The organism is Puerhibacterium puerhi (assembly GCF_009846865.1).
Classification (GTDB): Bacteria; Actinomycetota; Actinomycetes; order Actinomycetales; family Cellulomonadaceae; genus Puerhibacterium; species Puerhibacterium puerhi.
In genome coordinates, this window is record NZ_WUWN01000062.1 from 1 (window position 1) to 13009 (window position 13009).

General features: G+C 77.7%; 12 protein-coding genes. 5 read left to right on the forward strand and 7 right to left on the reverse strand.

All coding sequences use genetic code 11. From position 1 onward, the window contains the following. Positions 1–1241: MFS transporter (locus GSF02_RS17410; protein ID WP_159798639.1), on the reverse strand; the 1241-nt coding region annotated here is incomplete at its 3' end. A 53-nt stretch (positions 1242–1294) separates the two neighbouring features. Next, a complete protein-coding gene (locus GSF02_RS17415) occupies positions 1295–2080 on the reverse strand; it encodes an aldo/keto reductase (protein ID WP_159798648.1) in 786 nt (261 codons plus the stop codon). A 251-nt stretch (positions 2081–2331) separates the two neighbouring features. On the opposite strand from GSF02_RS17415, the gene GSF02_RS17420 reads away from it, so the two are divergent. After that, positions 2332–2787, forward strand: a complete 456-nt coding sequence (locus GSF02_RS17420; RefSeq protein WP_159798640.1) for a MarR family winged helix-turn-helix transcriptional regulator — start codon at positions 2332–2334, stop codon at positions 2785–2787. 28 nt (positions 2788–2815) lie between these two features. Here GSF02_RS17420 and GSF02_RS17425 read toward each other — a convergent pair whose 3' ends face one another. Beyond that, on the reverse strand, positions 2816–4366 hold the full coding sequence (locus tag GSF02_RS17425) for a multicopper oxidase family protein (RefSeq protein ID WP_159798641.1): 1551 nt from the start codon (positions 4364–4366) through the stop codon (positions 2816–2818). Between the two features lie 10 nt (positions 4367–4376). Beyond that, complete coding sequence (locus GSF02_RS17430) at positions 4377–4877, reverse strand: hypothetical protein (RefSeq protein WP_159798642.1); 501 nt, start codon at positions 4875–4877, stop codon at positions 4377–4379. A gap of 190 nt (positions 4878–5067) precedes the next feature. Between GSF02_RS17430 and GSF02_RS17435 the strand changes: the two genes are divergently transcribed. Both GSF02_RS17435 and GSF02_RS17440 read left to right on the forward strand, forming a co-directional pair. Then, positions 5068–7098 (forward strand): sensor histidine kinase, encoded by a 2031-nt coding sequence (locus GSF02_RS17435; protein ID WP_159798643.1) that lies wholly within the window; start codon positions 5068–5070, stop codon positions 7096–7098. Next, positions 7091–7777: a response regulator transcription factor gene (locus GSF02_RS17440; RefSeq protein ID WP_159798644.1), complete on the forward strand. Its 687-nt coding sequence runs from the start codon at positions 7091–7093 to the stop codon at positions 7775–7777. Before GSF02_RS17435 ends, GSF02_RS17440 begins: the two co-directional genes overlap by 8 nt. A 52-nt stretch (positions 7778–7829) precedes the next feature. Here the strand turns inward: GSF02_RS17440 and GSF02_RS17445 are convergent, their stop codons facing one another. After that, positions 7830–8675, reverse strand: coding sequence for an MBL fold metallo-hydrolase (locus tag GSF02_RS17445; RefSeq protein ID WP_159798645.1), 846 nt, complete (start codon positions 8673–8675; stop codon positions 7830–7832). A 194-nt stretch (positions 8676–8869) separates the two neighbouring features. Here GSF02_RS17445 and GSF02_RS17450 point away from each other — a divergent pair, with 194 nt between their 5' ends. Together GSF02_RS17450 and GSF02_RS17455 are read left to right on the forward strand one after the other, a co-directional pair. Continuing rightward, positions 8870–9079, forward strand: coding sequence for a hypothetical protein (locus tag GSF02_RS17450; protein ID WP_159798646.1), 210 nt, complete (start codon positions 8870–8872; stop codon positions 9077–9079). A gap of 66 nt (positions 9080–9145) precedes the next feature. Next, the gene (locus GSF02_RS17455; protein WP_159798647.1) at positions 9146–11023 is read left to right on the forward strand and encodes an outer membrane protein assembly factor BamB family protein; all 1878 of its coding nucleotides are present in this window, start codon (positions 9146–9148) and stop codon (positions 11021–11023) included. A gap of 21 nt (positions 11024–11044) precedes the next feature. Here the strand turns inward: GSF02_RS17455 and GSF02_RS17460 are convergent, their stop codons facing one another. Then, positions 11045–11929: a PadR family transcriptional regulator gene (locus tag GSF02_RS17460; protein WP_235915333.1), complete on the reverse strand. Its 885-nt coding sequence runs from the start codon at positions 11927–11929 to the stop codon at positions 11045–11047. Between the two features lie 264 nt (positions 11930–12193). After that, positions 12194–12916: a GyrI-like domain-containing protein gene (locus GSF02_RS17465; RefSeq protein ID WP_159792798.1), complete on the reverse strand. Its 723-nt coding sequence runs from the start codon at positions 12914–12916 to the stop codon at positions 12194–12196. Positions 12917–13009 lie beyond the last annotated feature (93 nt).

The following is a 13009-nucleotide window of genomic DNA, read 5'->3' on the forward strand; positions in this document are numbered from 1 at the left end:
GCGGCGGCCGGGCCGGCGGAGCGGCGCGCGGCGCGCCGCTCCGCGAGCTCGCCGCCGGGGACGGCGGCGGCGACGACCATGACGGCCAGCCCGACGACGGTCACGACCGCCCCGGCGCCGAGCGGCGCCGTGTAGCCGAGGCCCGCGGCGAGCGTCAGCCCGCCCACCCAGGCGCCGAACGCGTTGCCCACGTTGAACGCGGCGATGTTGGCGCCCGAGGCGAGCGTGGGCGCCGCGGCCGCGTGGTGCATGACCCGCATCTGCAGCCCCGGCACGGTGGCGAACCCGAAGGCGCCCATGAGCACCAGGCTCACGACGGTGGCCGGCTTGCTGCCGGCGGTCAGGGCGAACACCGCGAGCACCACGGCGAGGACGGCCAGCAGCACCACGAGCGTGGTGCCGAGGCGCCGGTCGGCGGCGCGCCCGCCCAGCAGGTTGCCGACGAACAGGCCCCCGCCGAACAGCACCAGCAGCCACGGGACGGTCGTCGAGGCGAAGCCGCTCACCTCGGTGAGCGTGTAGGCGATGTAGGTGAAGGCGCCGAACATGCCGCCGTAGCCGAGCACGGTCACGGCGATGGAGAGCCACACCTGCGGCGCGCGGAACGCGGCGAGCTCGCCGCGCAGGCCCGACGCCGCCGTGCCTGCGCCGTCGCCCGCGCCGCCGGACGCCGGCGCACCGTCGTCCGGCGCGCCGACCCGGGCCGGCACCAGGGCGGCGATGCCGACGAACGCCAGCACGCCGATGGCGGTGATGGCCCAGAAGGTGGCGCGCCAGCCGGCCGCCTGGCCGAGCAGCGTGCCGAACGGCACGCCCAGCACGTTGGCCACCGTCAGGCCGGCGAACATGATCGAGATGGCGGCGGCGCGCCGGTCGCGCGCCACCAGGTCGGCGGCCACGACCGAGCCGATGCCGAAGAACGCGCCGTGGCACAGGGCCGCGAGCACGCGCCCGGCGAGCATCAGCCCGTAGGTCGGCGCGACGGCGGAGACGAGGTTGCCGGCGACGAACAGGACCATGAGGCCCAGCAGGGCGCGCTTGCGGTCCACGCGGGTCAGGGCGGCGGTGAGGCCGATCGCGCCGACGGCCACCGCGAGCGCGTAGCCGGAGATCAGGTAGCCGGCCACGGTCTCGGTGACCGCGAAGTCGGTGGCCACCTCGGGCAGCAGGCCCATGATGACGAACTCGGTCAGGCCGATGCCGAAGCCCCCGATGGCGAGGGCCCACAGGGCGACGGGCATGAGTGCTCCAGTCCAGGAAGGCAGGTGGGGAAGGGGCGAGGAGGACGCGCGCGTCAGCCGTCGAAGCGGTCCGGGTGCGGGCCGGTGCGCCCGTCGCGGTCGAGGGCGTCGATCGCGGCCATCTCGTCGTCGGCCAGCTCGAAGCCGAACAGGTCGAGGTTCGCCGCGATGCGCGCGGGCGTCACCGACTTGGGGATGACGACGGTGCCCTGCTGCAGGTGCCAGCGCAGCACCACCTGGGCCGCCGTGACGCCGTGCGCGGCGGCGACGCGGGCGATCGCGGCGTCGTCGAGCACCGCGCCCTGGGCCAGCGGGCTCCACGCCTCGGTGACGATGCCGCGGGCGGCGTGCGCGGCGCGCAGCTCGCGCTGCTGCAGCGCCGGGTGCAGCTCCACCTGGTTGACGACGGGCGTCACGCCGGTGGCCTCGACGATCGCGTCGAGGTGGGCGGGCTGGAAGTTGGAGACGCCGATCTCGCGGACCAGGCCGGCCTCGCGGGCGGCGACGAGCCCCTCCCAGGCCTCGACGTACCGGCCGCGGCCGGGCGCCGGCCAGTGGATCAGGTACAGGTCGAGGTGGTCGAGGCCGAGCAGCTCGAGGCTGCGCTCGAGCGCGGGGCGCACGACGTCGCGGGCCATGGCGTCGACCCACAGCTTGCTGGTCACGAAGACCTCGTCGCGCGGGAGGCCGGCGTCGGCCAGGGCGCGGCCCACGCCCGCCTCGTTGCCGTAGACAGCCGCGGTGTCGACGCTGCGGTAGCCCGCCTCGAGGGCGAGCGACACGGCGCGGGTGGTCTCGGCGTCGGGCACCTGGAAGACGCCGAAGCCGACCTGCGGCATGGTGGCGCCGGGGCGGGACGCCTGCGGCAGGGCGACGGCGGGGACGGTCTGCTGAGCGGTCACGGGGATGCTCCAGGGGGTCGGGGGTGTTTCCTTCGACGGAGGGGCGGCGTGCGCCGGCCCTCTGCGTGCGCCGGTAGTTGCAGGCGCGGCATAGATAGTTGCACGCGCGGGATAAACGCACAAGCCGTGTATGCTGGGCGACACCGCACGCCGCCCCGGAGCCGCCCGCGAGGGCCGAGGAGGAAGCCATGGGAATCGCCGACGACGCCGTCGAGATCCGCGCGCAGGGCTGGCGGACCCTCGCGGCCCTGCACGGGCTGATCGACGCCGCGCTCGAGCGCGCCCTGCAGCAGGGCCACGAGCTCTCCGTCGTCGAGTACACGGTGCTGGACGCGCTCTCGCGCCAGGACGGCTGGCACATGCGCATGCAGCAGCTCGGCCGGGCCGCCGCGCTGTCGGCGAGCGCCACGACGCGGCTGGTCAACCGGCTCGAGGACCGCGGGCTGCTGACCCGCGTGCTGTGCCAGGACGACCGCCGCGGGATCTACACCGAGCTCACGCCGGCCGGCCAGGAGCTCCTGCGCCAGGCGCGTCCCACGCACGACGCCGCCCTGGAGTCGGCGCTGCAGCAGGCCGAGGCCATGCCCGAGCTCAAGCCGCTCGCCGACGCGCTGCACGCCCTGCCGGTGCCCGCCGGCGTCTGAGCCCCGCGGGGTGCGGCCCGCGCCGGGGTCACTCCGGCTGGTTCGCCGCCTCCCCGTGCACGGTGAACGGGGTGGTGACCCCGCGGTACATCACGTGCGCGACCAGCCCCTCCACGGCGTGGGCGAGCGTGTGGCAGTGGTCCATCCAGATCCCCGGGTTGTCAGCGACGAACGCGACGTCGTAGGACTCCCCGGGGCGGACGTCGAGGGAGTCGACCCACCACGGGCTGCCGGACGCCGGCACGCCGTCCCGCGCCAGGACGACGACGTGGTGGCCGTGCAGGTGCATCGGGTGCACGGCGCTGGTGCGGTTCGCCAGGTGCACCCGCACGACGTCGCCCTCGTCGACCTCGAACGCCGGCACGTGCGGGAACATCCGCCCGTTGACGGTCCAGTACAGGCCGGGGCGGCCGTCGACGACCCCGGGGCGGCGCCCGACGGCGTAGTCGTACCGGCGGTCGGGAGCCTGCGGGTCGAACCCGAGCGGCGCCGGCGCGCCGTAGGCGAGGAGGTCGAGCGACTCGCGCGGCTGCGGCGCCCGGGGCGCGGTGGCGCCCGGCGCCCCCACGTGCACGACGCGCGCCCCGCCGACGTGCACGCCGGCCGCGCCCTCGGCCGGCGCGCGCACGGTGACGTCGACGCGCCCCCCGGCCGGCACGAGCACCGTGCGCCCCGTCACGTCGGTGGGCGCGTGCACGTCGCGGCCGTCGGTCGCGACGACGCGCAGCGGGGCGTCGGACCAGACGGCCGCGGTGCCCTGGTCGGTGTTGACCACGCGCACGCGCACGGCCGAGCCCGGCGCCGCCGCCACGTGCGGGTCGCGGACGGAGCCGTCGACGGTGTGCTGCCCGCCGTACAGGTGCAGGACGGCGAGCACGTCGGCGGCCGGCCGGTCCTCGCGGTGCGCGGGCTCCCGCGGCGTCACGACGACCGCGCCGAGCAGCCCGCGGCGGACCTGCTCGTGCGACACCTGGTGGGAGTGGTACCAGAACGTGCCGGCGTCCCGCGCGACGAACCGGTACACGTACCGGCCGCCGACCGGCACGGCGTCCTGCGTGACCCCGGCGACGCCGTCGGCGGCCCCCGGCACGTCGATGCCGTGCCAGTGCAGCGTGGTGCCGCCGGCGACCGAGGCGTTGACGAGCTCGACCTCGACCAGGTCGCCCTGGCGGGCGCGGATGGTCGGGCCGGGGGAGGCGCCGTCGACGGTGTAGCCGTCGACCGGCCGGCCGCCGGCGACGTCCACCCGCCCCGCCCGCGCGACCAGCCGGACGCGCACGTCGGCGGGCCGGTCGGGGTCGGCGGTGAGCGTGATGACGTCGACGGCGCCCGCACCGCCCGGGCCCGAGCCTCCCGCGCCCGGGCCGCCCGGCGCGTGGCCGGCGTGCGCGGCCGCGGGGGCGCCCATGTCCATGACCGAGTACTCACCGACGAGCGTGCCCGACCAGCCGTACGCGACCGCGGCGACGGCCACGACGGCCGCGGCGGCGACGACCAGCCGGCGGCCGGACCCGAGCCGCGTGCCCGGCGGCGGCTGCGCCGCCGGGTTCGGCGGCCGGGGCCCCGCGCCCGCGGGCATGCGCCCGCCCTCAGGTGCCGCGGGGCTGCTCGGCGCGCGGCGCGCTGCCGGCGGCGGGGACCCCCGTGGTGGCCGCGCCGGCCGGCGCGCGGGCCGGGCGCACCAGGCGGGCGGCGGCGACGGCGACGAGCAGGATCGCCAGCGCGTTCGCGCCGTGCAGGATGCCCAGGTACGGGGCCGCGGGCGCCGTGAGGCCCAGCGTCACCTGCGCGGCGACGAGCACCACCAGCACGGCCGCCAGCACGCGCGGCCGGCGCCCGCGGACGCCGAAGGACACGCCCAGCAGCGCGAGGGTCACCAGCGGGATCAGGAACTGGCCGTTGAGCGAGTGGACGACGAACCCGAGGACGCCCGCGAACGAGACCTCTCCGCTCTCGAGGACCGCCTTGTCCAGGACGCCCCCGTCCTGGACCCAGCTGATCAGGCCGCTGAGCCCGAACGCGATCGCCGCGGCCTGCACGACGACGGCCCCGGCGATGATCCAGGCGAGGACCGCGTAGGCCTTGCGCATGACGGCCTCCTTCCCCGCGGTCCGGCGTCGGGCCGCGGACTCGCGCGGGCCGGCGGCCCGCTGCCGACCACGCTGCCGCGCGCCCGGCGGCCGGGGAACGGGGCTGGCCGCACGCCGGTGGGGGCTGGCCCCGGGGTGGTGGCCGGGCCACCCCCTCCCGCCACGGGGCCGGCGGGCGGATCATGGAGAGGTGCTCCGCAGGTGGGGGTGGCTGGCGACGCTGGGGACGCTGGGCGCCGCGTCGCTCGCCTACGTCGTCGTGGTGCGCGGGTTCCTCGACCCCGGGGTCGGGCACGCGCTCGGCTGGCCGCTGCTCGGGGTGCTCCCGATGGTCGTGTTCGGTACCTGGCTGCTCACGGTGTCGGCCTCCGCGGAGGCGGTCTACGTGGCCGTGGCCGGCACGGGCATGGCGATGGAGACCGCCTACCTCACCCTCGTCGGCCTGGACCCCGGCGCGATCCACGAGCCGTGGTTCCCGTGGGCCAGCGCGTTCGGCCTGGCCGGGGAGTCGCTGGGCGTGACGGGGATGGCAGTGATGCTGGCCTGCTACCCCGACGGGAGGCCCGAGCGGCGGTGGCAGCAGGTCGCGGCCCGCTGCACCTGGCTGTGCCTCCTGGGCGTGCCCCTCGCGCTGCTCGTGCTGCCGGCGGTGGCCGTGCCGGCGCACATGGACCTCGGCGGGTCCGTGCCCAACACCGCCGCGGTGCCAGGGCTGGCGTGGGCGGTGCCGGCGGCGCGGGTGCTGGCCAACCCGTACCTGCCCCTGGCGGTCGGCCTCGCGGTCTTCGCCGCCCGCGCCCTGGGCGGCCCGCCGGAGGTGCGCCGCAGGCTGCGGGTGCTGCTGGCCGTGACCGTCGTGACGGTGGTCAGCTGCACGCTGTGGACCTCCCTGCCGTTCCACCCCCTCGTCGCCCTGCTCGTGACCGTCGCCCTGCTCGCGCTGCCGGCGGCGTTCGTGCACGGGATCCTGCGCTACGGCGCCTTCGGCGTGGCCCCCGACGAGCGCGGGCCGGTGGGGGTGCGGGCGTCGAACCTGCTCGTCGCCGTCCTGTACGCGATGGTCGTGGGGACGCCGCTGGTGCTGCTCAGCGACCGCCTCGCGGCGATCACCGTGGTGCTCGTGACCGCGCTCCTGGCCGTGGCGCTGCTGCCGGCCCGCGCCGCGATGCAGCGCTGGGTCGCCCGCACCGTGCTCGGCGACCGGGACCGGCAGCTGACCATGCTCAACGAGCTCGGCCGCCTGGAGGAGGCGGGCGAGCCGCAGGAGCTGCTCGCCCGCCTCGCCGAGACCGTGCGCGCGGGCGTCGGGGCGGCCTGGGTCCGGGTCCGGCTCGCCGGCCCGGACGGGCGGGCGGCGGACGTGCCGCACGGCGAGGCCGGCGACGCCGCCGGGGACCCCGCCGTCGTGCACGCGCTGCGCCGCGGCGACGAGCCGGTCGGGGCGATCGAGGTGGGCCCGCGCCACCACGGCGAGTACTCCGACGCCGAGCGGGCGCTGCTGGCCACGGTGGTGGGGCCGGTCACGGCGGCCGTCGCGAACGTGCGACTGACCGCCCAGCTCGCCGCGCGGCTGGACGAGCTGACCGCCTCGCGCGAGCGGCTCGTCGCCGCCCAGGACGACGAGCGGCGCCGCCTCGAGCGGGACGTGCACGACGGCGTCCAGCAGGACGTCGTCGCGCTGATCGCGGGGCTGCGCCTCGCCCGCAACCGCCTGGCCCGCGGCGAGCTCGCCGAGGCCGAGCTCGCCGAGCTGCAGGACCTGGCGCGCGGCACGCTCACCGACATCCGCGAGCTGGCGCACGGCATCCACCCGCCCGTGCTCAGCGACAACGGGCTGGTCGCGGCGGTCGAGTCGGGCGCCGCGCGATTCCCGGTCCCGCTCGAGGTCGACGCGGACGAACGGGTGCGAGCCGAGCGGTTCCCGGAGGACGTCGAGACCACCGCGTACTACGTGGTCCGGGAGGCCCTGGCCAACACGGCCAAGCACGCCCGGGCGACGCACGCCGCGGTGGGCCTCGCCCGGTACGACGGGCACCTGCGCGTCACCATCAGCGACGACGGCTGCGGCATGGACGACGTGGTGCCCGCCGACCGCGGCGGGCTCGCGAACATCCGCGACCGGGTCGGGGCCCTGCACGGGACGGTCACCGTGGGGCTGAACCGGCCCTCGGGCACGACCGTGCGGGTCGAGCTGCCCGTGCTCGGCGGCCGCGATGGCTGACCGAGGCGCGCTGCGCGTGGTGATCGCGGAGGACAACTACCTCGTGCGCGAGGGGCTGCGCCGCCTGCTGGAGGACTCGGGCGAGGTCACCGTGGTCGCCTCGACGAGCAACGCCGTCGAGCTGCTCGACGCGGTGCGGCGCCTGGCGCCCGACGTCGTGCTCACCGACATCCGCATGCCCCCCGGCCACCACCGCGAGGGGATCGAGGCGGCGCGGCGCATCCGCGCCGACCACCCCGGCACGGGGGTGGTGGTGCTGTCGCAGCACACCGACGAGAGCTACGCGCTGGCCCTGTTCGCCGACGGTTCGGCGGGGCTGGGATACCTGCTCAAGGACCGGATCGGCGACCTGGAGGACCTCGTGCACGCGCTGCGCGAGGTCCGGGTGGGCGGGTCCGTGGTGGACCCGGTGATCGTCGACACGCTGGTGCGGCGCCGCACGGGCCCGGCGGGGCGGCTGGCCGCGCTGACGCCGCGGGAGCTCGACGTGCTGCGCGAGATGGCCCGCGGCCGGACGAACGCCGGCATCGAGCGCGCGCTGCACCTGTCGGCGTCCACGGTGGAGAAGCACGTCAACGCGATCTTCACCAAGCTGCGGCTGCCGGAGGCGGGGGTGCACCGCCGGGTCGCGGCGGTGCTGGCGTTCCTCAAGGACGACGCGGGGACCCCGGCGGCGTGAGGCGCGGTGGCGCCGCGCCCGAGGGGGCGGGGCCGGCCCCGGCGTCCGGCGCTCAGGTGAGGTGGTCGAAGTCGCCGCGCACCCACGCGGCGTGCCGGTGGGCCGAGCGCTGCACGACGTCGTAGGCGTCCTGCGGGACGACGCCGTCGAAGTTGTTGTAGAGCCGGGCGAACGCGAACCGGCCCACGTGCGCGGCGACGCGCTCGACGACCTGCCCCGACAGCGGGATGCGGTTGGGGTAGGAGCGCATGAAGCTGACGCTGGTGCGGTCGGGGTTGGCGAAGATCGTGTCGCCGGACAGCAGCACGCCGTGGCCGTCGGCGCCGCCCGCCCAGTGCACGACGGCGGAGCCGGGGAAGTGCCCGCCCGGCTGGGTCATCGTCACGCCGGGCAGGATCTCGCGGTCGCCCTCCCAGCCGTCGACCGCGGCGTCCGGCCGGGCCACCCAGTCCAGGTCCGCGCGACTGACCAGGACCGGCACCCCGCCGAGCCGGTGCGACCACTCCACCTGGACGCCGAACATGTGCGGGTGGCTGGCCACCACGGCGACGACGCCGCGCTCGCCGGCCAGCTCCCGCACGCGCGCCACGGCGGCGTCGTCGAGGAACGCGGGCGGGTCCCACAGCAGCGCGCCGGCGTCCGTGACCAGCAGCTTGGACTCCTGCCCGATGCCGACCATGGCCGGCCGCACCCGCAGCCCCCACAGGCCGGGCTCGAGCTCGGTGAACCCGACCTCGGCGCCGGCCTCGGCGAGCTCGGCCAGCGTGGTCCAGCGCTGACCGGTGGCCGGCACGTACTGGCGCTCGTCGGCGCAGATCGCGCACACCGCGGGGCGGTCGGCGTGCTCGACGCCGCAGGTGGCGCAGATCCAGAAGGCGGCGTCCGGGGTCTCGGTCATCGTGGCGTCCTTGCTCGTCGGTGGTCCGGCTGCCCCGAGCATGCCCACCGCCGGGGTCGGGACGCCAGCCCCCTGCCGGGCGGCGGGAGTCACCCGATCGTTCGCGGGGAGCAACACCGCCGAAACGGCGCGGGGGCAGGGTGGACGCGGCGCGCCGGACCGGTGCGCCGGACCCCAGCAGGCAGGAGCAGCCGATGGCCGCCGACCCGTCGATCATGGCCCGCCACGCGCACGCCCCGCTGCGGGCGGAGGCGCCCCGGCGCCCGGACGGCCCGCAGCGCGCGCCCGCGCCGCGCGAGCGCACCCGCGGCGACGACCGCACCGTGGACCCCGCCGACCGCAGGCGCCGCGCCAACGCGGCCCTGCTCGAGCTCGTCGTCGAGCAGGCCGCCCGCCGCCGCTGACGCGCGCGGCGAATCTCGCCCGCTTCCCACGGAGCCGGTGCGCGCGCCCGGGGATAACCTCCGGAGGTGGCCCGGCGACGCGGTAGCGACGGTCCCCTGACGTTCGAGCTGGTGCCCGACGACGAGGGAGACGCGGACGAGCGCGGCCGGGCCGGGCCGGGGGCCGCGGGCCGTGCCGCCACGGGCGCCGCGCCGGCCCGGCGGAGGGGCGCTGGCCCCCCGGACGGCCCCGGCCCGCAGGGCGATCCGGACCTGCAGGACGCCGACGCCGACCCCCCGACGGGGCCGCCCGGGCCCCTGCAGCGGGCCCGCGCCCGGCTCGCCGCCTGGGCCGCCCGCCAGCCGCGCGGGCGCGTCGTCGCCGCCGGCGCGGTCGCCGCGGCGCTGGTGGTGAGCACCGGCGTCGTCACGTCGGTCGCCGAGCAGCACCGCCTCGACCGGGTCGCCGCCGCACCCGGCGGCGTCCTCGACCTGTCCGCGCCGCCCACCACCACGTGGAGGTTCGCCCCCGGCGCCGACCTGTGGCCCGTCGCGCAGCTCGACGGGCTGCTCGTGGTGGCCGAGTCCGGCGGCGAGGCGGACCCCGACGCGGGCGTCGACTGGCGCGACCGGGCCCGGCTGCACGCCCTCGACCCGGAGACGGGGGAGGAGCGCTGGTCGCTCGAGGTGGCCGGCGCGCAGGCCTGCGGCACCACGATGAGCCTCGTCGCCGGCGCGGTGCCGCGGCTCGACCCGGTCGAGGAGCTGGTCTGCGTGCGGCACGCCGACGCGGGATGGTCGGCGCTGGTGGTCGACGGCGACGGCGAGGTGCGGGCCCAGCGCGAGCTCGAGGGGCTGGACCGGGTGGTGTTCGGGGCCGCCGACGCCGACGAGGGCGACGCCGTCGTCGTGACCCCGACGGCGGACGGCGGGCTGCTGCGGGCCCAGCGGGTGGGCGAGGCGGCCCGCCGGCCGCAGCCCGCCGACGAGGAGTCGGGCACGTGGCTGCCGGACGGGAAGGTCGAGGCGCGGGACGTGCGGGTGACCCTCGAGGACGCCGTCTCCGGCGAGGTGCGCTGGGAGGCCACCCTGCCGGCCGAGCGGGTCACCCGGGACGGCTGGTACCCGTGCGCCACGTGGTCGGACGACGGCACGGAGCCGGGGCCCGTCGACGACGGCCTGCTGCGGGTCACCGCCGGCGCGACGATGCTGACGCTCGCCGGCTGCGGGCTGGACGCCCAGCTGACGCCCGACGGCGAGCGGCTCGACCGCGACTGGCCCGCCGTGGGCGGCGAGGAGCCCCGGGGCGACCAGACGGCGCGCACCCAGCCGGTGGTCGCCACCGTCGGCGGCGGGTACGCGGTGCCGCCGCGGCTGCAGGTCGGCGCCGACGGCGGTGCCGCGGCCGACCGGGAGGCGCCGTGGACGCTGCTGGCCGGGGACACGACCGTGGTGGGCGAGCTGACGGGCCCGCTGATGGACCCGTGGGCGACCGACGGCACCGACGCCGGGGTCGTCCTGTCCCCGGCCGGCGGCCGGCTGGCGGCCCAGCGCAGCGGCGACGGAGAGCGCGCCTGGGGCGCCGCGGTCACCGCGCCCGTGGGGGTGCTGGCGCAGGCCGGCGGCGCCGTGCTCGCCCTGGCCCAGGACGGCCGCCTGCTGGCCCTCGACGCGCGCACCGGCGCGGAGCTGTGGGCCGGCCACCTCGGCACGGGCAGCGGGGAGATGTTCGGGGGCGCCGAGCTGGGCGCGTACGTGCACGCCGTCTACACCGACGGCCACCGGGTCGTCGTGGTCACGCCCGGCTGGGCCGACGGCGGGTCGGGCGCCGAGTGGACGGCGTACGAGCTGCGCACCGGTGACGTCGCGTGGGGACAGGAGATGCACGACGGCTACGCGCTGGTGCTCCCGGTGGCCGGGCACCTGGTGCGCTGGGACGGCGCGACGGTCGAGGGGCTGGGGTAGCCCCTCGACCGTCGCGAGCCGTCAGGCGCGGCCCTCCGGGGCGTCGCCGTCGCCGGGCCGCTCGGCCGGGGCGTCGTTGGCGAGCAGGCGGTAGACGTCCCGCCGGGCGGCGTCGAGCAGCGACACCACGCGGGCGGCCTGGTCCGGCGTGCCGGCGCGGGCCACCTGCTCGACGGCGCCCATGAGCGCGCCGACCGCCGTGCGCAGCTCGCGCCGGTGGGACCGGCCCTCGCCGGCGCGCTCCCACGGCGTCCCGAGCTCGTCGCGGTGCTCCTCGACGTACCGGGTGCCGGCCTCCGTGAGCGACGCGAGCTTGCGCCCGCCGTCGTCGGTGAGGACGACGAGGCCCTCGTCGGCCAGCAGGCTCAGCGCCGGGTAGACGGCACCGGGGCTCGGCCGCCACGCGCCCTCGGTGCGCTCGGCCAGCTCGGAGATGACCTGGTAGCCGTGCATGGGTCGCTCGGCGAGCAGCAGCAGGATCGCCGCGCGGATCTCGCCGCGGGCGGCCCGGCCGCGGCCCCGGCCCCCGCGGGGGCCGAACCCGTGGCCGAAGCCCGGGCCGCGGGGGTCGCTGCCGGGTCCGAAGGGGCCGAAGCCTGGGCCGAAGCCCGGCCCGCGGCGGCCGCCCCGGCGCACCGGGAACGGCTCGTCGCCCTCGGGCGTCGGGCGGCCGGAGTGGTGCACGCCGCCGCGGGGCGCGGCGTCGTCGGGCATCCCGCCGGCCATCGCCCAGCGCGGGCCGAAGCCCTGCCAGGCGCCGGCGCCCTCGGCGCACGGGTCGAAGCCGCGCTCGGCGCCGCGCTCGGGGCGCGGGCCGCGCTCGCCGCGGTCGCGACGTCGACCCGGGCGGCCCGAGGCGTCCGCCGGGCGGAAGGGGAAGGAAGAGGTGAAGTCGGGGGTGCGCATGGGGTTCTCCTGCGGGTGGTGCGGAAGTCGTGGGGGTGCGGCGGGGCGGAGGCGGCGCACACCGGTGCGCGCGGGCCTCGTGCGGGCGGCGCGCCGTCGCGGCGCGCGGGGCCCGGCCCCGTCGGGAGGGAGCGGCGGCGCGTGGGCTGCCGCTCGACCGAACTCGTCGAAGATACGTCAAAGATATATCGTTACGCAAGTGCTGCTGCGCTCGCGGGTGCCGCCACGGAGAGCGTCGCCCGGCTGCGGCGGCGACCCGCGCCGCTAGGCGACGTCGTCCGGGGCGTCGTCGGGGACGCCGACCGGGGCGTCGTCGGGGACGCCGACCGGGACGTCGTCCGCGACGACGTCGGTGACCGGCTGGCGCAGGATCGTGCGGCGCCGCTCGGGCGGCACCCGGCGGAAGTCGCTGAGGTAGATCTCGTGGTGGCGGCCGGTCAGGCGCAGGCCCTGGGCGGGGACGAGCTCGTGGTGGATCTGCGCCAGCACGCCGGCCTCGTCGTCGAACGACCCCACGTGCAGCGTCTGCACGCAGCGCCCCTCGTCGAGGGTCGCGAGGCGGACGTCGGCGAGCCGCGCCGGCGCGGCCTTGGCAGCGACGCGCTCGGCCGCGGCGGCGACCATGCCGGCGTCGACCCAGTCCGGGGTCATGATCATCAGCGTCCAGCGCCACCGGGACTTGTCCCGCGACACGGTGAACGCGTCCATGTCGTCCGCCCACCACAGCCCCTCGAGCGGCATGACGGCGTAGTCGCGCCCGAGGTCCGCCTTGCTGGCGAACTTGATCCGGTACGCGAGCGGGTAGAGCGCCGCGACCGCCTCGGCGAACGCCGGCGAGGTGTTCGGGTCGCCGTGGCCGTCGATCATCAGGTACTGCAGGGGCGGCACGTCGACGAGGCGGAGCTCGCCCCGCCGCGCCCGGTAGGCGTCCAGCGTCCGGCGGAAGTCGACCTTGCCGGCCGCCGGCGCCGTCGTCTCGTCCGTCATCGGCGCGACCTCTCTGTCGTCGATGCTGTCCCACGGTGGCTGACCACGGTGGCTGACCACGGTGGCTGACCACGGTGGCTGACCACGGTGGCT

Bases quoted from the DNA above. Each gene is read 5' to 3' on its own strand.
- GSF02_RS17415 (WP_159798648.1), bottom strand. From the start codon at position 2,080: ATGCCGCAGGTCGGCTTCGGCGTCTTCCAGGTGCCCGACGCCGAGACC.
- GSF02_RS17420 (WP_159798640.1), top strand. From the start codon at position 2,332: ATGGGAATCGCCGACGACGCCGTCGAGATCCGCGCGCAGGGCTGGCGG.
- GSF02_RS17425 (WP_159798641.1), bottom strand. From the start codon at position 4,366: ATGCCCGCGGGCGCGGGGCCCCGGCCGCCGAACCCGGCGGCGCAGCCG.
- GSF02_RS17430 (WP_159798642.1), bottom strand. From the start codon at position 4,877: ATGCGCAAGGCCTACGCGGTCCTCGCCTGGATCATCGCCGGGGCCGTC.
- GSF02_RS17440 (WP_159798644.1), top strand. From the start codon at position 7,091: ATGGCTGACCGAGGCGCGCTGCGCGTGGTGATCGCGGAGGACAACTAC.
- GSF02_RS17445 (WP_159798645.1), bottom strand. From the start codon at position 8,675: ATGACCGAGACCCCGGACGCCGCCTTCTGGATCTGCGCCACCTGCGGC.
- GSF02_RS17450 (WP_159798646.1), top strand. From the start codon at position 8,870: ATGGCCGCCGACCCGTCGATCATGGCCCGCCACGCGCACGCCCCGCTG.
- GSF02_RS17460 (WP_235915333.1), bottom strand. From the start codon at position 11,929: ATGCGCACCCCCGACTTCACCTCTTCCTTCCCCTTCCGCCCGGCGGAC.
- GSF02_RS17465 (WP_159792798.1), bottom strand. From the start codon at position 12,916: ATGACGGACGAGACGACGGCGCCGGCGGCCGGCAAGGTCGACTTCCGC.